Here is a 19,355-nt window from a genome sequence, read left to right on the forward strand (position 1 = left end):
TGCATGAATTCCCTATAGCTATGCATTGCGATGACGAAAACTGTGTCAAAAATGCAGCATTTCTTGAGCAAAATATTGCACACCCGGAATTTTGGGATCGACCGATTGGGAAATTGCCTCTTAATAGGGGCACCGCTTTTTAAAAAGCATTTAACCTTTAAGTTTCGGGACTGTTTTGAATGATACATGGACATCGTAGGAAGAAGGGGAGTTCGCTTTCCTTCTCTTTGCTCTACGTTTTGCCCGTTCTGGTAGCTGGTTTGCCCAGTGCAGTGAATGCGGCTACGACTGCTACTGCTCAGTCTGACAGCACAGCAACGTCGGCTTCTACACCTAAAAAATTGACTGCGAAGAAAGTAGCCCCGTCAAAGGTGGTCCCCTCTTCTTCTAAAACAATCCAGCAGGCTCGTACTGCAGATAGCGCAGCGGGCGGTACTGAAGCTGTAACGGTTACAGGTTCTTTCCTGCGGCAGGGGCGTAATACTAGCCCTAATCCCGTGCAGATTATCAGTTCAAAAGATATTCAGCAGACTGGTATCACGAACGTAGGGGACTTCTTGCAGCGGATGCCTTCCATTGGTTCCAGCGGTCTAGGCAATGCGGATACCAACGGTGGCGATGGGGTGTCTTGTACAGATTTGCGCAACCTTGGCAGCAGTCGTGTTTTGGTCCTGATTGATGGTAAGCGCGTAACTCAGACCGGCATGAGCGGCGGCTCCTGCGTAGACATGAACACCATTCCTGTTATGGCGATTCAGTCTATTGAGATCCTGAAAGATGGTGGTTCTGAATTGTATGGTGCTGACGCTGTTTCTGGCGTTATTAACATCAAGATGCGCCATAATATCAACACCGGCGGCATTAACGTGCGTGGCAACATCACGCAGCGCGGCGATAATCGTACAGGTCTGATTTCTGGTTACAAAGGCTGGAATTTTGACCATGACCGCGGCAACATCACCATTATGGGGCAGTACGACACCCAAGGTGGCGTGATGATGAAAGATCGCGCTTGGTCCCGTAATCCGCAGTCAAACGATCCAGCCGATCCTGCCAGTGTCAGCTACGGGTCTATCATTTCAACTCGTGGTACTTACTTTGGTAGCGATACGTGGAACAGCAACAACCAAGGTGGTTTGGTGCCGTATAGCGCGGCTAACCGTTACAATTACAACAAAGACACGTCTCTGCTGAATAATACGCAGAACGGAAGCCTGATGGGTGATGCCCATTATGACTTCAACAAGCACTTCACGCTGTACTCTAACGTTATGTACAGCCACAAAACCTCTTGGACCCAGATGGCCCCTATGCCTGCAATGGGTAGTGTGGCGCCTTCTACGTTGCCAAGTGCTATTTGGATCCCAGAAAATTATCCTGGAAACACGTCTGGTGAAGAACTCCAGATGTACCGCCGTATGGCTGAGTTTGGTAACCGTAAAACCGAAACGGCTGTGGACAGTCTGACCGCCAAAGTCGGTGCCAGTGGAGAGATCATTGCGAACTGGATGTATGATGCGTCCTTTACCTTTGGTTCCACCATGTCCAGCTTTCAGACCTCTGGTGTGGGTGACTACTCTAAACTGCTGCGCGAATGGGGCCTTGATGCCGTAACCCCTGGTGATTCCGGCTCGGACCTGATGTATAACCCGAATTCATGCGTTGGTTATGCTGGTTGCGTGCAGTCAAGCGCATTGGCAGCGCTGTCTCCAGAAGCAGCAAAATACGCCAACTACACGGAACACGATCACTCACAGTACACCATGCGTGATTTTAACGCACGCATTCATAACGATCACGTTGTGAAAATGCCTTATAAGGGCGGTGGTGATCTTGGTATCGCTCTTGGTATGGAACATCGTGGCGAGCAAATGAGCTACCATCCGGACCCGCTTATTGCGTCGGGTGGCTCTCTAACCAATACTGTCCTGCCAACAGGCGGCGGTTTTAACGTGTCAGAAGCGTACCTTGAAGGTAACCTGACCCTATTGCACAACGTGCCATTTGCCAAAAACCTTTCTGTTGATGGTCAGGGCCGTTATTCCAGCTACAATACCTTTGGCAGCACCTATAACTGGAAAGCCGGTATAAACTGGGCGCCAGTGCGTGATGTTGCTTTCCGCGGTACATTGGGTACGTCCTTCCGTCAGCCAAGTGTGTCTGAGCTGTATGGCGGCACGCTCATGAGCTATAACGGCGCAAATGATCCGTGCGATATGTCGCAGATCACCACTTACGGTGGTCGTCAGGCTGCTGTTATGGCAAACTGCATGAAGAGGGGCATTAACCCATCTACTTTCCAGCAGTCTGGCTCAGGTCAGGTGCCGACTCTCAATGGTGGCAACTCCAAGCTCCAGCCTGAAACTGGCCGTACCTACACATTTGGTGCAACCTTTACGCCACATTGGATCCCGGGTTTGAGCACCAGTGCATCTTTCTGGCATTACAATGTGTCTCATACCATTAGCGCACTGAGCACACAGTATGTGCTTGATAGCTGCTACACGGGTAGTGACCCCAGCATGTGTAATAATATTACTCGTTTGTCCAACGGTCAGATCAATACGGTTTCTGCATTGAATGCTAACTTGGGTAGCATGACGACCAGCGGTGTGGATTGGGACCTGAGCTATCGCTTCCGGGTTTCAGAGGCCGACTGGTTTATGGTTGAGAATAATTTCCAGCGCCTTGTAAGCTTTAAGCAGCAGATGACACCTGGTGGCCCCCATTATAACTATCTTGGGTCCATTACTTATCAGTCTCAGGGCACTTCCAACCCAACAGTACGTGACTACGCAACATTGAGCTGGCACCATAACAACTTCAGTGTAACGTACATGATGCAGTATATCAGCGGCATGCACTGGAATGACGGCACCTATACCATTCATAAGGCTGATGGTTACGGTCGTGTCAGCACACCCTCAATGGTGTTGCAGGATCTGACATTCAACTACAACCTGAAGCGTTGGAACTTCCAGTTCGAGATTCAGAACCTGACGGACAAGCAGCCTCCGTTCCTTGTTAATACGTCAAGTAACAGTAATGACTCCACTTATGGTGGTTGGTATGCAGGCCGCACCTTTCTTTTGCAGGCAGGCATGAATTTCTGACCTATGACCTCCCGGCTGAAAAGCCGGGAGGTTTAGGTTTTTTATTGTGATTTTAAAATATCTTTTTGTGTGATCGAGAATTTTGATCACACAGGATAGACGCTCGCTTCTATCCTCTCATCATCGAACCAATATAAACAGCAGAGAGTATACTGCTTGTTTTTATCTCTCTCGCTTCGGGTAAGATGAGTTCATTATTGTTAAAGCCCCAGCAGCGTAAGCTCTTTTTGCAGATGTGGTGGTAGGTTGGAGATCTGGGATGCTGTCAGGTCTTTGGGCGCATCTTTGCTTTCCAGATACCGCCAGCCCTGAAAGGGGCGCAGGGCGCGGGGTTCCACGCGGATAATTTCTGGAGAAAGCAGAAAAAGTGTGCCCTGAGTGCCATCGGGACGCGTTTCTGTCTGAATGTCCAAGACGCGCTGGCGGCATTGGATAAGGCCGCTGATAACCCGATAGAGAGAGCCACCTTCCAGAATGTCGGCGGCACGGCGAGGGTAGGAGCGGGTATGAACTACCGGCAGAGCGCCGTGCTCCGGGTGGAGGCGGCTGTTGAGCGGCTTTTTCTGCCGCTCTATCAACTCTTCCAGTGAACTGACACCCACAACAAGTTTGATCAGGTTAAGCATGGTCTTAGTCTAGAACAAACCGGGACCAAGGAACATTCCGATTTTGCAGTCATGCTCCGCTGTCTTTTTATCAAGGCAGCGGAGGGAGGGGTGTGTCGGGTGTATTAGAGAGATTGCGCCTGTTGCACAAAGCTGGTCAGGAAGCGCTCTGCATCAATTTTCTGCACAATGGTTACTTCGCGCACATGCATGGCGCGTGGAGCGAGATCCTTGGGCCAGACATGGGCGTGGCCATAGTGGATACCCTTGCTGATATCAATATCCATGTAGGCTTTGACGGACTGCTGCACCAGAGAAGGGTCTGCGGTAATCGCGGCTGCCATTTCATCCCACATGGGTAAGGGGGAGTAGTATTTGCTCAGGTAGCCGGTAACAGGTGTCGCCTTTTTGGTAATTTTGGCCATGTAATCTTTGGTCATCATCACATCGTTCGAGATATTGCCCACCACGGTGATGGAAGCCCACGGCGCGGTCAGGGTAATATGGGCTGCTTCCGGGTCAAAAATCATATTGAAATCAGAAGCGAAATCCGCGTTGCCGGTAATGGACATCATGTTGGTGTCCAGCAGCCCACCCATAAAAACAAGCTGTTTGGCGGTGGCGGCAAAAGAGGGATCAAGCCGAATGGCAAGCGCCAGATTGGTCATGGGCCCGGCTTCAAGAATGGTGACCTGATGCGGATGTTCATGCACCATGCGAATCATGAACAGGGCGGCGCTTTCTGCCGCGGCAGGCGTTTTGGGTGCGCCTTCGGCCAGTTTTGGGAGATCCGGCTGTGTGTCAGGCACTTTGTCCATGGAGCCCAGGCCGCCCCACGCGCCTTTCCACGGAATACGACCGAACTGCTGTTCACGCAGTTTCATGAGCGGAACGCTGTTGATTAGAGGATAGACTGCGCCATCCGCGACCGGAATCTCGCTTTTGTTGGCAATTTCCAGAAAGCGCCGCAGATGTGCGGACTCTGCGTTTTCCCAGTCATCTCCTGTGCTGACAGTAAAGCCCAGCACCTTGATATGCGGGTTGGCCAACAGGGGGATGACAGACTGGATATCTGACCCACCTGGCCCCAGAAAGTCATTATCTTCAATGACAAGGGCGGGCTCCTGCGTTCCCTCGGCGTGGGCATGGGGCTGCGCTGTGGAGAGCAGAGCCAGTGCGGTTGCAAGGGCGGTTGTCAACCGCAGAGCTGAACGACGAAAGAAAGAGGGCGAACGCATGCGGAGCCTCGGTTTTGAGAAGAATGACAGCCCTCCGGAGAGAACCGAGACGCACTATAGAGAGATGTGGAGGGGCATCAAAAGCAGTATCACGAGAAAGGCGGCAAAAAAGCGCAGAGGCCCGGCTCGCCTCATAACGTGAGTGGGGATAAAGGCTGATCTGGATGAGGAAAGCATGATCAGGAAGAGGCTGGTCATAGCCGCGCCTGAAGGCAGGAGGCGCGGGGTGCGTCTGCCTTTGTAAAAAGATGTGTGGTGGTTTTCTTGCGCCCTTGGAACTTTTTACAGCACCAGCGCGTGTAGAAGGGCTTCCAGTCGCAGGCGGCCTTCCGGCGTAGCGCGTAGGGTTGTGGCGCTGCGTTGCAGATACCCTTCTTCAATGGCGGCGGCCAGAATGGTTGGGTCTGTGGCCTGTTCCAGTTTCAGGCCTGTACGCGCTTCAAAGCGGGGAAGTGTCAGGCCCTCGCTGACACGTAGGCCCATCAGCAGCATTTCACGCGCACGTTCCAATGGCACGAGGGCTTCCTGAGAGGTCTGGCCGGTGCCTGTGCGTTCTACCAGATCAGCCCATGGTTCCGGGGCGCGGTGGCGGCGGGTGGCGAACAGGTCCGTGCCTTGCGTGACGCGCCCGTGTGCGCCGGGGCCAAGCCCCAGATAATCTCCGTAGCGCCAGTATGTCAGGTTATGGCGGCTTTCACTGCCCGGCTTTGCATAATTGGAGACCTCATACCCGGCGAGCCCATGGCGGCCGGTGACGGTTGCGGTTTCCTCATATAAGGCGGCGGCCTGATCTTCATCTGGTAGGGTAAAGGCGCCGGTGCGGTACAGGGCTTCAAATTTGGTGCCGGGTTCGATGGTCAGTTGGTAGAGAGAAACATGGTCCGCCACCAGTTGCAGGGCGGTATCCAGTTCGGCTTTCCAGTCTGCCAGAGATTGGCCGGGGCGGGCGTAGATCAGATCAAACGTGATGCGCGGGAACAGGGTGCGGGCTGTTTCCAGTGCGGCGAGTGCCTGCCGGGCGGAATGCTGCCGGCCCAGAAACTGGAGTGACGCATCATCTAGCGCCTGTATGCCCAGAGAAACCCGGTTGACGCCTGCCTGACGGAAGGCGCTCAGGCGGCTTGCTTCCACACTGGTGGGGTTGGCCTCCAGTGTGATTTCCATGTCCGGCAGGGGATCAAACAGGCTGGTGGCGTCTTCTATCAGGGCCGCCACGTTCTCCGGTGCCATCAGGGATGGCGTGCCTCCGCCAAAGAAGATGGAGCCCAGCTTACGACGACCAAGGCGTGCGGCATCGTGCGCAAGTTCTGTGCGCAGCGCTTGAGCAAAGCGGGCTTCCGGCATCCTTTCCCGTACGTGTGAGTTGAAATCACAGTACGGGCACTTGGCCAGACAGAATGGCCAGTGGATGTAGAGCGCAAGGGGTTCGGTGGACTGGGTCAGATAGCCACCTTGACGCCCAACTGCACCACGCGATCAGGCGGGATGCGGAAGAACTCCATGCTGGATGTGGAATTGCGCGCCATGAACATGAACAGGGACATGCGCCAGTGGGACAGGCGCGGCACGGAAGACCGGGTGATGAGTTCGCGTGACGTGAAATAGGAGGCCTGGAGCGCGTCAAAATCCACGCCATTGGCCTTCAGATCTTCCAGTGCACGCGGGATATTGGGCATTTCCATAAACCCGTAACGCAGGATCACGCGGTAAATGTTGGGAGCCAGTTCTTCAACAGAAACACGGTGGCCTCGGTCTGCTTCCGGCTGATCAAGGTTCTGCACAGTCACAAACAGCACATGGTCATGCAGGATCTTGTTATGCCGCAGGTTGTGCAGCAGGCAGGGGGGCACAAAGTCTGGCGTACCTGTCATGAACACGGCCATGCCGGGCACGCGGATAATGCGGGACTGGGGCAGCCGCGCAATAAAGGAGCCCATAGGCAGACTGTCCTGCCGTTGACGGCTGACAATCAGGCCGCGTCCTTTTTTCCATGTGGTCATCATCAGGGTCAGAACACAGCCCAGCAGGACCGGCACCCAGCCACCATCTGGAATTTTGAGCGCGTTGGCGGAAAAGAAGGTGAGGTCAAGCAGCAGGAAGCTGCCGAACACAGCGGCCACTTTGTAGCGTGACCAGTTGAAGTGGCGGCGGAAGACCACAATGGCCAGAATGGAGGTGCAAATGAAGGTGCCGGTAACCGCGATGCCGTAAGCTGAGGCCAGCGCATCAGAACTACGGAAGGCTACAACCAGCAGCACGGCTCCCACAGCCAGAAAGCGGTTGAAGTCGGGCAGGTAGATCTGGCCTTCTTCTTCCGCATTGGTGTGGGTAATGCGCAGCCGCGGCATGTAACCAAGCTGGATAAGCTGACGGCAGATGGAGAACCCGCCAGAAATACCGGCCTGGCTGGCAATAACCGTTGCCAGTGTGGACAGCACGATCATGGGGGCCTGCATCCAGTGCGGGCACAGCAGGAAGAACGGGTTCACCAATGCTTTGGGGTCGGAAATGACCAGCGCCGCCTGCCCGAAATAGTTCAGCACCAGCATGGGCAGCACAAAAAACAGCCATGCATAACGGATGGGCGCACGGCCAAAATGCCCCATATCGGCATACAAGGCTTCCGCCCCGGTTACGCACAGCACCACGGACCCTAGGGCAAGGAAGGAAAGCTTGCCGTGATAAAAGACGAACTCCAGCGCATAGGTAGGAGAAAGCGCCATGAGAATGGCCGGGTGATGCAGGATTTCCAGCAGCCCCAGAACGCCCAGCGTGCCGAACCATAGCAGCATCACAGGCCCGAATATGGCCCCAACCTTGCCTGTGCCGATCCACTGGACACTGAACAGGCTTATGATGACGATGATGGCGAGGGGGATGACAAAATCATGCGCCGCCGGAACACTGACCTCCACCCCTTCAATGGCGGAGAGCACCGAGATGGCAGGAGTAATGATGCCATCCCCAAAGAACAGACAGGCCCCGACAATACCAACCAGCCCCAATGCGGTTCTGACCTTGGTGCTGGTGGCCACGCGCTGGGCGAGAGAGGTGATGGCAAGAATGCCGCCCTCTCCATTATGGTCGGCCCGCATGATGAGCAGGACATATTTGACCGTCACGATGAGGATGAGCGTCCAGAAAATCAGACTGGCGACGCCCATGATCTCCCACGGTGCCACGGAGTGGTGGCCGGAGATGACCTCCACAGTGGAGCGGAAGGCGTAGAGCGGGCTGGTGCCGATATCGCCATACACCACGCCCAGCACGCCCAGAAGAGCAGCAAACCCCACGGGGGCGGCGGTGTGTTGTGGCTGGTCCGCATCAAATTCGGTAATATGACGTGGCGCTGGCTGCTCGGCCGTATGGGGCTGCGTGGATTTACCGGAATCGGCCCCGGCGGGTGTGCTGGTTGGATCGGTCATGTCAGTTCTGGCTCCACGTGGCGCGTGGGAGGTCACTCCCGGCGGTCTGCATAAGGCGGGTTTCCATAAAGAGGCAAGTCATCACTGGCTATCCGTCAGGGGGAAGCAGGGCGGGGGCCAAAAATGGCGGTTCCCACCCGGACCATGGTTGCCCCCTGTGCAATGGCCACAGGATAATCAGCGGACATACCCATAGAGAGCACAGGCAGGCCATGTTCGTGCGCCATGCTGCGGAGAAGCTGGAAGTGGGGTGTGGGGTCTTCCTGCGCCGGGGGAATACACATCAATCCCCGCAGTTTGTTTCCAAAACGCTGGCGGCAGGTGCGGATGAACGCATCAGCGTCCTCACGCGGGACGCCGAATTTCTGTGGTTCATCGCCCGTGTTTACTTCAATCAGAAGGTCAGGCAGGCGGCCCACGGCTTCTGCCGCATGGGCCAGAGCATCGGCTAGGGCAGGGCGGTCCAGACTTTCAATCATGTCCGCCAACCGCACAGCATCGCGCGCCTTGTTGGTTTGCAGGCCTCCAATCAGATGGAGGCGCAGATCAGGCGTCTCTTCCCGCAATGGCGGAAACTTGGCGGCTGCTTCCTGCACCCGGTTTTCACCAAAAACGCGTTGGCCCGCCGCTATGGCATCTTGAATGCTGCTGGCGGGATGGAATTTGGAAACAGCCACCAGTGTTACGGAGGCGGGGTCTCGCCCGGCATTGCGCGCGGCGGCGTCAATACTGGCGCGGACATGTTCAAGCCTGTCCGCAAGGGAGGATGATGGGGCCATAAAAACAAAGCTTCTCAAACAACAAGGATAAGGCCGTGCTCCATCTTCCCTGACCATCTGGAAAATGGGCAAGGAAAAGGCCGGCACGTCCTTCTTGTGCCACTTTAGCCGACAATGGCCGAGAAGGGCACCCTCCCTCTCCGTGGCTGTGCTGAGAGACTGTTATTCAGGTTTTGGGCGGAGGATCGAATGTGAGAATGATTTTGCCGGAATGCTGCCCACTTTCCATTTCCTGATGGGCCTTGACGACATCCGTGAACGGAAAAGTGGCATGGATAATGGGGCGAATGGTGCCGTTTGCCAGCAGCGGCCAGGCCTGTTCTTCAAGCTGGCGTGCAATACGGCTTTTGGTGGTGATATCGCGCGCCCGCAAGGTGCTGCCCGTAACAATCAGCCGCCGGGTCATGATCCGGGCAAGATCCGCTTTTTCCGCTTTGGCTCCCCCCTGCAGGGCGATGATCACCAGCTTGCCATCCACGGCAAGAGAGCGGAGATTGCGGTCCAGATAGGCGCCCCCAATCATATCCAGAATGAGGTTAACGCCTTTGCCTTCCGTCAGCTCGCGCAGGCGCTCGGCAAAGTCTTCGTCCTTGTAGTTAATGGCGGTGGCACCCAGCGTTTCGCACAGGGCGCATTTCTCGGCTGTGCCTGCGGTGACGTAAGGAATGCCCCCAAATGCTTTGACAAGCTGGATGGCTGTGGTGCCGATTCCGCTTGAACCACCATGGATAAGCACCTTTTCCCCTTTGGAGATGGGGGCGGGCATGAAGAGGTTGGACCACACCGTGAAAAATGTTTCTGGCAGAGCGGCCGCCTGCACGGCGTCAAACCCCTCCGGCCATGGCAGGCATTGGCCTGCGGGCACAAGGCAATATTCCGCATAGCCACCGCCATTGGCCAGAGCACACACTTTGCTGCCTATGGCGGGCATGGTCTGATCTGCCAAGGCTGCACCGCAGGAAACAACTTCGCCTGCAATTTCCAGGCCTAGACGCGGGTTGGCTCCCGGCGGAGGGGGGTACAGCCCTTTCCGTTGCATGATATCCGGGCGGTTAACACCTGCGGCGATTACGCGCACCAGAACCTCCCCCCGCCCTGGCTGTGGAATGGGGAGTGTTTCAATCTGCATGACGTCGGGCGCGCCGGGTTCTGTAAAACAGACGGCTTTCATCGTGCCTGACGGGTGCGTGTTGGTTGAAACGGTCATGATATGCCTACCGGTTGAACAGAGCAGGAAGCGCATCAAGCCTTATTTTGTTTCAAACCAAAAGGGCCGGGGGCTTCACGTCTCGGATAGGGAGGTGAGGCGAAAGCGCAGAGAGTGAGCCTTTCCGCAAGGCTCAGGGTCTGTATTTCTCTCCCGCCAGTTCGCGGCGGGTGCGTTCCAGTTCTTCCGCATAGCGGCGCAGGACATAGCGCTCGCTCAGCAGGCCGAGCACCTGTTTCTTTTGGTTGATGACAGCGCAGGCCGGGCGGCTGGTGCGCTCGAAACAGGCCAGAGCGGCGGAAAGAGATGTTTCTGGCAGAAGCGCTTCATCATCCGCCGGAACCAGATCCAGCAGGGGTGTCGTGTCTGTGTAGCGGGTGGCGTGGAAGGAAACGTTTTCCACCAGCCCTTTATAGTGGCCCTGTTCGTCACGCAGAATGATGTAACGCGGCGTATGGGAGGGAAAAGCCAGACGTGCCCCGGCAACAGTCTCGCTGGCAGGGAACGTTACCACTTCCGTGCGCATCATCCGCTCCACGGTCAGGCTGCGCATCCACCCGATATCGACCCCGGAGCGGATATTTTCCCCCCGCAGATGGAAACGCCATGTGGCGAAGGAATAGCCAAACGTACGCCTTACAGTGATGGAAGAGACAATGGCCGAGACCATGACGGCGCTTGTCAGCGGCAGGCTGCCTGTTGTTTCCAGCGCCAGAAAGATCATGGTCATGGGGCCGCCGATGACGGCTACCGCCAGAGCGCACATTCCAACCACGGCACAGACCGAAACCGGCAGCGTGATGAGAGGTGAGATGATCCCGGCAAAAACAGCGCCCGTGAGCACGCCAAGATAAAGCGAAGCAAAAAATAGCCCACCCCGGAAACCTGACCCGATGGAAATGGCGGATGCCAGAGCCTTAAGCCCTAACAGGCCGAGTGCTATCAGAAAGGGAGGGGTGTCGCTCAAGCTGGAGCGCATGGCCATGTGCCCGGAGGACAGCACGGAGGGGGAGATAAGCGCCAGCAGCCCAACCAGCAGCCCCCCGATGGCGGGCCGTAGCCAGATGGGAACGGGCAGGGCGTGCAGGGCTCGTTCTGTAAGGGTGACGCCTTTCATAAGCGCAACAGCGACCAGTGCGGCCACGGCCCCGAGCAACGTGATGGGAAGATAGGCTAGGGGTGGAATGGCGGGAGGCGTCAGTACGCTGACTGGTGGCAGCACCATACCGGTCAGATGCACCACACCAATGGCGACCACTGCGGCAAGAGCTACGGGGGCCAAGGCCGTAAAGGTGTAGGAACCGATAATCAGCTCAAAAGCATAGAACGAGCCAGCCAGAGGAGCATCAAACGCCGCGCCGATCGCGCCAGCCGCGCCGCATCCGACCAACAGGCGTACATCCGCCCGATGCATGCGCAACTGGCGGCCAAGGCGGGACCCGAAGGCGGCACCAAGCTGACTGAATCCGGCTTCCAGCCCAAGTGAGGCACCGCAACCGTTGGACAGCACGGTCTGCGCACCTACGATCAGACTGTCACGCAGGGACATGCGCCCCCCATGCAAAGCATTGGCTTCCACGGGGTCTACCGGTCTGAACCGTGTTTTGCGGGCAAGCGCATATCCTCCCAGCCCCAGCAGCAGGCCGCCAAGGCTTGGCACCAGCAGGGCACGCGCGGGCATGATGGATGTCAGCCCGGAAAGGCGGTTTGATCCGGGCGCCAGCAAATGGTGTGCCAGAAAGGTGGCGGCTGTCATGAGGCTGACAGTTCCCCCCGCCAGAAGGCCGACAACGGCGGCGAGGGCAACCAGCCAGAGGGTATCCGTGCGCACAAGTGCTCTGACCGCTGCCAGAAAACCGGGCAGGGTGGCGTGGGTGCGTATGTGGCCCAGAAAGCCCGTCATGGTTGCGGCAGGACTGGCTGGTGAAGGTCCATCCACTGTGTCACGGGGATGACGGTGCCTGTTTTGGGGCAGAGGAGCAAAGGTTTTTTGCGCATATCGGCCTGATAGCGCGAGATACGCTCTGAATTGAGTGATATTTTAAAAATATTCTGGCTGCGGGCTGTGAGAATGTGAAGAAAGCCGCGTGTCAGGCTCATGCTGACAGATAATTAGCCGATTTTCGTTCCTCTGCGGTTGAAAACCAAAAGCTGAACCGGAAGAGAGCCGCCGGTTCAGAGGCGTTCATTCAGCATGGAAAGAGAAGAAGAAAAGAGGACGCGCTTCAGGGCGTGGATGCTGGCGGTTGGGCGGCCAGAATCCGGGTGATGTCATCATCACTCAGAGCGTAATGGAAGAAGGTCTGATAGAAATTGCGGAGATCCTGCCGCATATCCAGATCAGCAAATTCTGCGGGATGGAACAGCTTGGCCGCCCATTCCAACTGAAGCAGTTCTTCACACCCGTAGCGGTCCCACGGAAAGACACCTTGTGGATTACGAACCCATTTCCCTTTCTGAAAAGCCGGAAGGGAACGGAAGGGGGAAGAGGCATCAAGCTCTCCCACCGTTGGTCCTACAATAACGATATCCGGATTCCAGGTTGCAATCTGCTCAAACGTGGTGGGGCGATGGTTGCCGGAGACAGTCGCTGCATTTTCCCCTCCTGCTGCTTTGATCCATGTATCAATCATGGTGTTCTGACCATCTATCTGGAGCGGGTTCAGAGTGGCGATATGCAGCACCCGTGGGCGGCTTGCGGCTGGCAGTTTGGCAACCCGGCTGTGCAGCAGGGTGGTGAGGGCGTCCATTTTCTGCCGATAGATGCCCGCGACCTCACGGGCCTGCTGGGTGCCGAGAGCTTCGGCAGTCATGTCAATTGACTGGAGCATCTGGGGCACGGTGGTGTATTGCGCGTGCAGAGTTGGCAGCCCCAGTTTGCGCAAGGCATCCGCCTGCCCACGCTGGGGCACGATGACCAGATCAATATGGCGGGCGAGAAGGTCTTCCGGATTGACCGTATCCGGGTGAACACCAGTTTCGGCTTTCAGCAACACTGGGGCGATTTTGAATAGCCAAGGGCGGTCTGACGGTTTTTCCGCAGTCACCTTTATTTTGTCAGCAGCCCCCAACATGACCAGAAGCTCATTATGCGCAAACCACAGATCAGCAATGGCGGTGGGGTTATCCTTGATCTCAACGGGGGTGCCGCTCATATCCACAACAGTACGGGCCTGCGCGGAATGGGCAGAAAGAGGAGAAAGGAGGACGCCAGCCAGTGCCGTGCCCAACAGGCCAGCCAGAAGAAAAGAACGGCGATTTTTTGAGCCTGAGAGCGGAAGGGCGCGCATACGAACCTCAATAAGATTTAAGTATATATTATAGAATATGGTGCGGCGGGGTGCAATGTGCGGCACCACCAGACTGTTGCCCGGTAAAAGGAGAGTAAAGCATGCGCCAGCACAAAGTGATGTTGGGAGATAAGGTGCTGTATCAGGCGGCTCAGCTTTCTCACGCTAGGCGTTTTGCTCAGGCGCGTCAGGCAGAAGGGGTGGCCTGTTATGTGGTGCCGGATACCACGGTAAAGAAACCGAGGAGTGTCCGCATCAACTCCCTGACAGGTCAGCCCTATAAGAAGCCATCATGTCGGAATGGAGCTGGCCCGCACCGTTCAGCTACGGACGATAGTGCCTCGTGAGTTGACAGCGGGGTGTATTTCAGAAGCGTCAGGACCCTTGCCCCGAGAACGTTGCCAAGACCCAGATGTGCTTCGAGCCCCCTTTTCCCGCGCAAGAGGGCATGCATACTGCCTTAGCTGGCCTTGCAGATTTGGCAGGGCTTTTGAACCAGAAGCAGCACCGAACAAAGACCGAGGCAACGCCATGGGCCATAATTACGCAAAACCGCTGACATCAGGCCAAAAAATGGAACGTCTTCTCAGCCGTATTCCACCATCATGGGTAATCAAGCTGGAGCGCCAGACAGGGACTGCGGCATGGCGAGCCCTTGCTCATGCGCCGGATACCGATGGCGCATGGAGTGATGAGCATATGGACCCCGCCGATGCCCTGGAAGACACCTGGCGGCGTAACCGAACAGTGATGGTGTAAGGCTGTCAGTCAGCCTTACTTCTTTTAAAGTTTTAAAGGCTTTTCAGTTTTGAGAGAATTTCCGCAATGGTCTGGGGCGGCGGGGTGGCCACGGATACGCTGATGGCGTGTTCATCGGCTGCCGGGGGTTCCAGTGTTTGCAACTGGCTGGGAAGCAGGCTGGCCGGCATGTAATGCCCGGTGCGTGTTTGCAGGCGCTGGGCCAGAACGGCTTGATCGACATGCAGATAGATAAACAACGGATTCAGCCCCTCCCGCCGGAGCACATCACGGTAGGAGCGTTTGAGGGCGGAGCATGTCAGAATGCCGCCTGTTCCGTTCTGCTCACATTGCGCCAGCCATGCGTGGCAACGTTCCAGCCACGGCCAGCGATCCTCATCGTTCAAAGGAATGCCTGCGGCCATTTTCTGCACATTGGCGGAGGGGTGCAGGGCGTCTCCTTCCTGAAACGGCCAGCCCAGTTCATTGCGCAGCCCTTCAGCGACTGTGGTTTTGCCGCAGCCGGATACCCCCATGATGACCAGAAGATGCTTCTTGATGCCTTCTGCCGCTGGTTGGGTGGGTAGAACCTGCTGGCTGCCCAGAATTTCGCTGCTTAACTGGGCGGCGGATCTCTCGCCGGGATGCAGAATGCGGATGCCTTCTGGCCCGGCTGTAATGGTCTGGGTGGCCATGTGGAGAAACAGGCCGTGCTCAATAACGCCCACAATATTGTAAATGTTCTGGCTCAGCGTATCAGGGTCTTCAATGCGACCGAACACACAATCCATGATCAGATTTTTTTCATCTGTCAGATAGAAGGAGCCATCCCGTTTTTTACGGGGTGCCACCTGTGCGCCAAGGCGCGCAAGCCGGGCGGCGGCACTTTCCCATCCAAACGGCACAACCTCAACAGGAACGGGGCAGAGTGTGCCCAGATGGTCCACATATTTGCTGTTGTCGGCCACAACCACAAACTGGCGGGCGGCAGAAGCCACAATTTTTTCACGCAGCAACGCACCGCCGCGGCCCTTGACCAGATTTAATGTGCCGGGTTCGATTTCATCCGCGCCATCAATGGCAATGTCCAGATCTGGGTGTCGGCCAAAATCGGTAAGAGGAATCCCTTCCTCGCGGGCCTGCGCTTCTGTGGCGTCAGAGGTTGGAATGGCGCAGATGCGCAACCCTTCTTCCCGCATACGGCGGCCAAGTTCCGCTACAACAAAGACCGCTGTTGATCCTGTGCCCAGGCCTACGGCCATGCCATCCTGCACCAGGGAAGCTGCTCTGATGGCAGCCTGCTGTTTGAACTGTGCGGCAGGGTCAAGTTGCGTTCCGGTCATGGCGTTTTCCTAGTTTTTTCTTCTTGGTCTCGTTATGCGTCAGGGCTGGCGGCGCGGTCCAGCACCCAGCGCAAGTCCCCCATAGCAGTAATGGCGCTGGCCGGGCAGGAGGGGTCTTGCGCACGCACTTTGGCAACAGCCTCTTTCTTGCCTGCGCCTTCTACCAGAAACACCACATGGCGGCTTGCATGAATGGCCGGATAGGTGAGGGTGATGCGGGTATAAGGGGCAGCAGGCGGGACACAGGTGGCAACCCAGGCTGTCTGTTCCTTCAGAACCGGCTGGCCCGGAAAGAGGGAGGCGGTATGGCCGTCACTGCCCAACCCGAGCAGGTTGACGTCAAAGAGCGGACGATCAGCTTCAAACGTGTCTGCCCCATAGAACTGCTTCAATCGCGTTTCATAAGAGCGGGCGGCATCTTCGGCTGTGCCAACGCCGGGCATGGGGTGCAGGTTTTCTGCGGGTACTGGCACGCGCGAGAAGAGCAGGCGCTGCATCATGCCGAAATTGCTGTCCTCATGGTCATGCGGCAGGAAACGGTCATCGCCCAGAAAGAACTGCATCCGCGCCCATGGAAAACGGCTGGCATAGGGTTCGGTCGCCATCAGGCTATACAGGCTTTGTGGCGTACTGCCTCCTGAAAGGGCGATGGCGAAAGGGCCTTCGGTTTTTTCCGTGGCAAGTTGCAGCAGCCAGTCTGCCAGATGCCGTGTGGCTTCCTCCCGGTCTGCAAAAACACTCACACTTCCTGTCCGAGTATCCTGTCCTGCCATGGTTTTAGTCCTCTCCTAGCACAAAGCGCTCTATGCCTCGGGCAAACCCTTCCTCCTCAGAGGATGCGGTTGTCCATGTGGCACTTGCCTTCACGTCTTCTGTGGCCTGCCCCATGGCAATGGATACGCCACTGGCATGGAACATCAGCACATCATTGGGTTGATCACCCACTGTCAGCATGGCGGTGGCCGGAACGCCCAGCAGCCGTTCAAGTGTATGCACAACGCCGCCCTTGTTGGCGTGCGGGTGAGTGATGTCAACATAGTAGGGCTGAGAAAGCGCGGCGGAGGCTTCTGTTCCCAGTTCTCGCTGCAATGTGCTCGCCACTGACAGCATCAGAGCAGCATCATCACTCACGCCGGTAATTTTCACGACGTCATCAAGCGCTGCGTCAAGATCCTGTGTTTCACGCGGGGGGAACTTCACGGTCCATTCTTCCCGCGCCACATGCGGGCCATGGGCATCAGGCACCAGCCATTCCGTGCTGGTGTAAATCCAGGCGGGAACCTGATGGTCTTTCAACAGGTCCAATGTTTTTTGCGCAGTGCTGCGGGGCAGGCGGAGGGCCTCAATCAGGCTGAGGTCCGGATGTACCATCATGCCACCGTTGAACCCGGCCAAAGGGGCGGAAAGTGCTAGGGGCTGCACCAGCATTTCCATTCCTCGCGGAGGCCTGCCGGAGGTAATGGCGAAAATGATATTCTTTTCCCGCAGTGCATGAACGGCCCGAATGGCACGCGGCGTCAGGATTTTTTCCCGCGTGACCAGCGTGCCATCGACATCCGCCAGCACAAGACGGATATCATGCTGGGGAGTGGCCATGATGTCAGGCTCCGTGGGGAGTAGTGGCCTCAGGGGCTGTTTTGTCGGACGTGGGTTTTTCCACGCGCGGCAGAACCAGTTGCTCCATGGCCTTGGCCCAGCCGTCGTGATCGTTGCTGTCGGTCACGAAATGCGCGTGAGAGCGCACATGGTCCGTTGCCTGCCCCATGGCGATGGCCAGGCCGGCCAGTTTCAGCATGGGGATATCGTTATTCATGTCCCCGATGCATGCCACTTCCGATGGGGAAATACCGTAGAAGGCCGCAAGCTGACGCAGGGCGTGGCCTTTGTTGGCGTCGGATGGGGTTATATCCAGAAACCATGAACTGGACCGCGCAACGCTGGCGCGGCCTTCCAGCAGGGAGCCAATTTCCAGTTCCTGCCGTTCAAGGGCCTCATAATCTGCGCTGGAGCCGGTGATTTTGCCAATTCCGTTCAGGGAACCGGCGAATGAGGACACAATATGAGGCTGCATGTGAATGGCGCGTTTTTCGGGCTCCACGTAGGCCCCTGTTTCGTTTTCCACCAGCCATTCATGGCCGCGGAACAGCCACGCATCAATGTGATGCACTTTCAGCATGTCCAGCGCTTCCTGCACGGCTTCCGGGTCGAGAGAAAGCTGGGAGCGAATGGTGCGGTCGGCGTTGAAAATGGTGCCGCCATTCAGCGCGCCATAGGGTGTATCAATGCCCAGCACTTCAAAATACATTTCCATGCCATTGGGCGGACGGCTGCTGACAAGACAGACCGGAACGCCAGCCTCTTTCAAGGCTTTGATCGCTGCAATGCTGTGGTGCGTGACCTGTTTTTCTGGCGTGAGCAATGTGCCGTCCATATCGGACACCACAAGTTTGATGCGGGATGCCGGGGGTGGGAGGGCAGCCTGACGGGCGTTTTCGTTAACCATCATGCAGCTTCAACTCCCGATCACATCAAAAATAGGGTGCGGCTTTGCCTGTCAGGCTGAAAGGAAAGCCGCACCGGTAAAGGATGCGGTTAAAATACCGCGTTAGTCTTTGGTTTCAACATGGCCACCAAAGCCGAAGCGCATGGCAGACAACACTTTTTCCGCGTAGGTATTGCCGGAGCGTGAACGGAAACGGGTAAAGAGGGCTGCTGTCATGACCGGAACGGGCACGGCTTCCTCAATAGCGGCTTCAATGGTCCAGCGGCCTTCGCCGGAATCATTCACTTCCCCGGAGAATTCGGAGAGTTCACCATTTTTGGTCATGGCCTGCGCCGTGAGGTCAAGTAGCCAGGAGGAGACAACACTTCCACGGCGCCAGACTTCGGCAATATCCGCCATGTTCAGAGAGAAACGTTCGTCTTCAGCCAGAAGTGGGGAGTCCTTGCGGTACATGACGTCAAACCCTTCCGCAAAGGCCTGCATCATGCCGTATTCAATGCCGTTATGAACCATTTTGACAAAATGGCCTGATCCCGCCGGGCCACAATACAGATAACCCTGCTCAGCCCGAGGATCGAGGTTTTCCCCTTCGTCACGGCCGGGGGTGCGCGGAATATCGCCAATTCCGGGTGCCAGTGCGGCAAGGATCGGATCAATATGGTCGGCTGCGGCCTTGGGGCCGCCATACATCATGCAATAGCCGCGTTCCAGACCCCACACGCCGCCGGATGTGCCGACATCAATATAATCAATGCCTTTTTCGCCCAGAACTTTGGCGCGGCGGATATCGTCCTTGTAATAGGTGTTGCCCCCATCAATCACGATATCGCCGCGCTGTAGCAGGCCGCACAGAGACATCACGGTTTCTTCCGTAATCTCGCCAGCAGGCAGCATGGACCAGACAATTTTTTTCGGGCCGTTCAGCTTGGCCACCACGTCGGCCAGATTGCTGGCTGCTGTGGCGCGTCCAGCTTCTGCTCGGGCCACAATTTTTTCCACGGCGGAGGTGTCACGATCATACACCACCACGTCATGCCCGTGTCGTGTCAGGCGGACGGCAATATTGCCGCCCATTCTACCAAGCCCGACGATGCCGATCTGCATGCTGCGTTCC

General features: G+C 56.6%; 16 protein-coding genes and 1 pseudogene. 3 read left to right on the forward strand and 14 right to left on the reverse strand.

The genetic code is table 11. The features are described 5' to 3' along the window. Positions 1 to 371: 371 nt before the first annotated feature. Positions 372 to 3,113 (forward strand): TonB-dependent receptor domain-containing protein, encoded by a 2,742-nt coding sequence (locus AD948_RS12050; protein ID WP_082782433.1) that lies wholly within the window; start codon positions 372 to 374, stop codon positions 3,111 to 3,113. A 200-nt stretch (positions 3,114 to 3,313) separates the two neighbouring features. Here the strand turns inward: AD948_RS12050 and AD948_RS12055 are convergent, their stop codons facing one another. The 8 genes from AD948_RS12055 to AD948_RS12095 form a co-directional block, all read right to left on the reverse strand. Further along, positions 3,314 to 3,739, reverse strand: coding sequence for a DUF1489 family protein (locus AD948_RS12055; RefSeq protein WP_058988326.1), 426 nt, complete (start codon positions 3,737 to 3,739; stop codon positions 3,314 to 3,316). 104 nt (positions 3,740 to 3,843) lie between these two features. After that, on the reverse strand, positions 3,844 to 4,956 hold the full coding sequence (locus tag AD948_RS12060) for a nucleoside hydrolase (protein WP_156479020.1): 1,113 nt from the start codon (positions 4,954 to 4,956) through the stop codon (positions 3,844 to 3,846). A 282-nt stretch (positions 4,957 to 5,238) separates the two neighbouring features. Then, on the reverse strand, positions 5,239 to 6,399 hold the full coding sequence (gene hemW, locus AD948_RS12065) for a radical SAM family heme chaperone HemW (protein WP_061472187.1): 1,161 nt from the start codon (positions 6,397 to 6,399) through the stop codon (positions 5,239 to 5,241). Beyond that, positions 6,396 to 8,381, reverse strand: coding sequence for a potassium transporter Kup (locus AD948_RS12070; protein WP_061472188.1), 1,986 nt, complete (start codon positions 8,379 to 8,381; stop codon positions 6,396 to 6,398). The genes hemW and AD948_RS12070 overlap by 4 nt, the downstream gene beginning before the upstream one ends. Before the next feature lie 95 nt (positions 8,382 to 8,476). Then, positions 8,477 to 9,160 (reverse strand): YggS family pyridoxal phosphate-dependent enzyme, encoded by a 684-nt coding sequence (locus tag AD948_RS12075; protein WP_061472189.1) that lies wholly within the window; start codon positions 9,158 to 9,160, stop codon positions 8,477 to 8,479. Between the two features lie 166 nt (positions 9,161 to 9,326). Then, positions 9,327 to 10,367 carry an NAD(P)H-quinone oxidoreductase gene (locus AD948_RS12080; RefSeq protein WP_193323419.1) on the reverse strand — a complete coding sequence of 347 codons (1,041 nt, stop codon included), beginning with the start codon at positions 10,365 to 10,367 and terminating at the stop codon, positions 9,327 to 9,329. A gap of 133 nt (positions 10,368 to 10,500) precedes the next feature. Then, positions 10,501 to 12,270, reverse strand: coding sequence for a chloride channel protein (locus AD948_RS12085; RefSeq protein WP_006558500.1), 1,770 nt, complete (start codon positions 12,268 to 12,270; stop codon positions 10,501 to 10,503). 322 nt (positions 12,271 to 12,592) lie between these two features. Beyond that, a complete protein-coding gene (locus AD948_RS12095; protein WP_248846011.1) occupies positions 12,593 to 13,657 on the reverse strand; it encodes an ABC transporter substrate-binding protein in 1,065 nt (354 codons plus the stop codon). 101 nt (positions 13,658 to 13,758) lie between these two features. On the opposite strand from AD948_RS12095, the gene AD948_RS12100 reads away from it, so the two are divergent. Together AD948_RS12100 and AD948_RS12105 are read left to right on the forward strand one after the other, a co-directional pair. After that, positions 13,759 to 14,004 carry a hypothetical protein gene (locus AD948_RS12100; RefSeq protein WP_061472192.1) on the forward strand — a complete coding sequence of 82 codons (246 nt, stop codon included), beginning with the start codon at positions 13,759 to 13,761 and terminating at the stop codon, positions 14,002 to 14,004. A 226-nt stretch (positions 14,005 to 14,230) separates the two neighbouring features. After that, positions 14,231 to 14,416, forward strand: coding sequence for a hypothetical protein (locus AD948_RS12105; RefSeq protein ID WP_248846012.1), 186 nt, complete (start codon positions 14,231 to 14,233; stop codon positions 14,414 to 14,416). A gap of 32 nt (positions 14,417 to 14,448) precedes the next feature. On the opposite strand, the gene AD948_RS18750 is transcribed toward AD948_RS12105, so the two are convergent. The 6 genes and pseudogenes from AD948_RS18750 to gnd all read right to left on the reverse strand — a co-directional run bounded on the left by AD948_RS18750 (position 14,449) and on the right by gnd (position 19,345). Continuing rightward, positions 14,449 to 14,931 carry a gluconokinase gene (locus AD948_RS18750; protein WP_227004819.1) on the reverse strand — a complete coding sequence of 161 codons (483 nt, stop codon included), beginning with the start codon at positions 14,929 to 14,931 and terminating at the stop codon, positions 14,449 to 14,451. 105 nt (positions 14,932 to 15,036) lie between these two features. Further along, positions 15,037 to 15,738, reverse strand: a pseudogene (rpiA, locus tag AD948_RS12110) (ribose-5-phosphate isomerase RpiA); the annotation flags it as partial. A gap of 32 nt (positions 15,739 to 15,770) precedes the next feature. Next, positions 15,771 to 16,511, reverse strand: coding sequence for a 6-phosphogluconolactonase (gene pgl / locus AD948_RS12115; RefSeq protein WP_006558506.1), 741 nt, complete (start codon positions 16,509 to 16,511; stop codon positions 15,771 to 15,773). Between the two features lie 4 nt (positions 16,512 to 16,515). Next, on the reverse strand, positions 16,516 to 17,334 hold the full coding sequence (locus AD948_RS12120) for a Cof-type HAD-IIB family hydrolase (RefSeq protein ID WP_061472194.1): 819 nt from the start codon (positions 17,332 to 17,334) through the stop codon (positions 16,516 to 16,518). A gap of 4 nt (positions 17,335 to 17,338) precedes the next feature. Continuing rightward, complete coding sequence (locus AD948_RS12125) at positions 17,339 to 18,244, reverse strand: Cof-type HAD-IIB family hydrolase (RefSeq protein ID WP_035377851.1); 906 nt, start codon at positions 18,242 to 18,244, stop codon at positions 17,339 to 17,341. A 99-nt stretch (positions 18,245 to 18,343) separates the two neighbouring features. Then, positions 18,344 to 19,345 carry a phosphogluconate dehydrogenase (NAD(+)-dependent, decarboxylating) gene (gene gnd / locus AD948_RS12130; protein WP_006558509.1) on the reverse strand — a complete coding sequence of 334 codons (1,002 nt, stop codon included), beginning with the start codon at positions 19,343 to 19,345 and terminating at the stop codon, positions 18,344 to 18,346. Positions 19,346 to 19,355 lie beyond the last annotated feature (10 nt).

Origin of the sequence: Acetobacter senegalensis, assembly GCF_001580995.1 — a bacterium.
Taxonomy (GTDB): Bacteria; Pseudomonadota; Alphaproteobacteria; order Acetobacterales; family Acetobacteraceae; genus Acetobacter; species Acetobacter senegalensis.

Bases quoted from the DNA above. Each gene is read 5' to 3' on its own strand.
- AD948_RS12055 (WP_058988326.1), bottom strand. From the start codon at position 3,739: ATGCTTAACCTGATCAAACTTGTTGTGGGTGTCAGTTCACTGGAAGAG.
- AD948_RS12060 (WP_156479020.1), bottom strand. From the start codon at position 4,956: ATGCGTTCGCCCTCTTTCTTTCGTCGTTCAGCTCTGCGGTTGACAACC.
- AD948_RS12070 (WP_061472188.1), bottom strand. From the start codon at position 8,381: ATGACCGATCCAACCAGCACACCCGCCGGGGCCGATTCCGGTAAATCC.
- AD948_RS12075 (WP_061472189.1), bottom strand. From the start codon at position 9,160: ATGGCCCCATCATCCTCCCTTGCGGACAGGCTTGAACATGTCCGCGCC.
- AD948_RS12080 (WP_193323419.1), bottom strand. From the start codon at position 10,367: ATGACCGTTTCAACCAACACGCACCCGTCAGGCACGATGAAAGCCGTC.
- AD948_RS12085 (WP_006558500.1), bottom strand. From the start codon at position 12,270: ATGACGGGCTTTCTGGGCCACATACGCACCCACGCCACCCTGCCCGGT.
- AD948_RS12095 (WP_248846011.1), bottom strand. From the start codon at position 13,657: ATGCGCGCCCTTCCGCTCTCAGGCTCAAAAAATCGCCGTTCTTTTCTT.
- AD948_RS12100 (WP_061472192.1), top strand. From the start codon at position 13,759: ATGCGCCAGCACAAAGTGATGTTGGGAGATAAGGTGCTGTATCAGGCG.
- AD948_RS12105 (WP_248846012.1), top strand. From the start codon at position 14,231: ATGGAACGTCTTCTCAGCCGTATTCCACCATCATGGGTAATCAAGCTG.
- AD948_RS18750 (WP_227004819.1), bottom strand. From the start codon at position 14,931: ATGGGGGTATCCGGCTGCGGCAAAACCACAGTCGCTGAAGGGCTGCGC.
- pgl (WP_006558506.1), bottom strand. From the start codon at position 16,511: ATGGCAGGACAGGATACTCGGACAGGAAGTGTGAGTGTTTTTGCAGAC.
- AD948_RS12120 (WP_061472194.1), bottom strand. From the start codon at position 17,334: ATGGCCACTCCCCAGCATGATATCCGTCTTGTGCTGGCGGATGTCGAT.
- AD948_RS12125 (WP_035377851.1), bottom strand. From the start codon at position 18,244: ATGATGGTTAACGAAAACGCCCGTCAGGCTGCCCTCCCACCCCCGGCA.
- gnd (WP_006558509.1), bottom strand. From the start codon at position 19,345: ATGCAGATCGGCATCGTCGGGCTTGGTAGAATGGGCGGCAATATTGCC.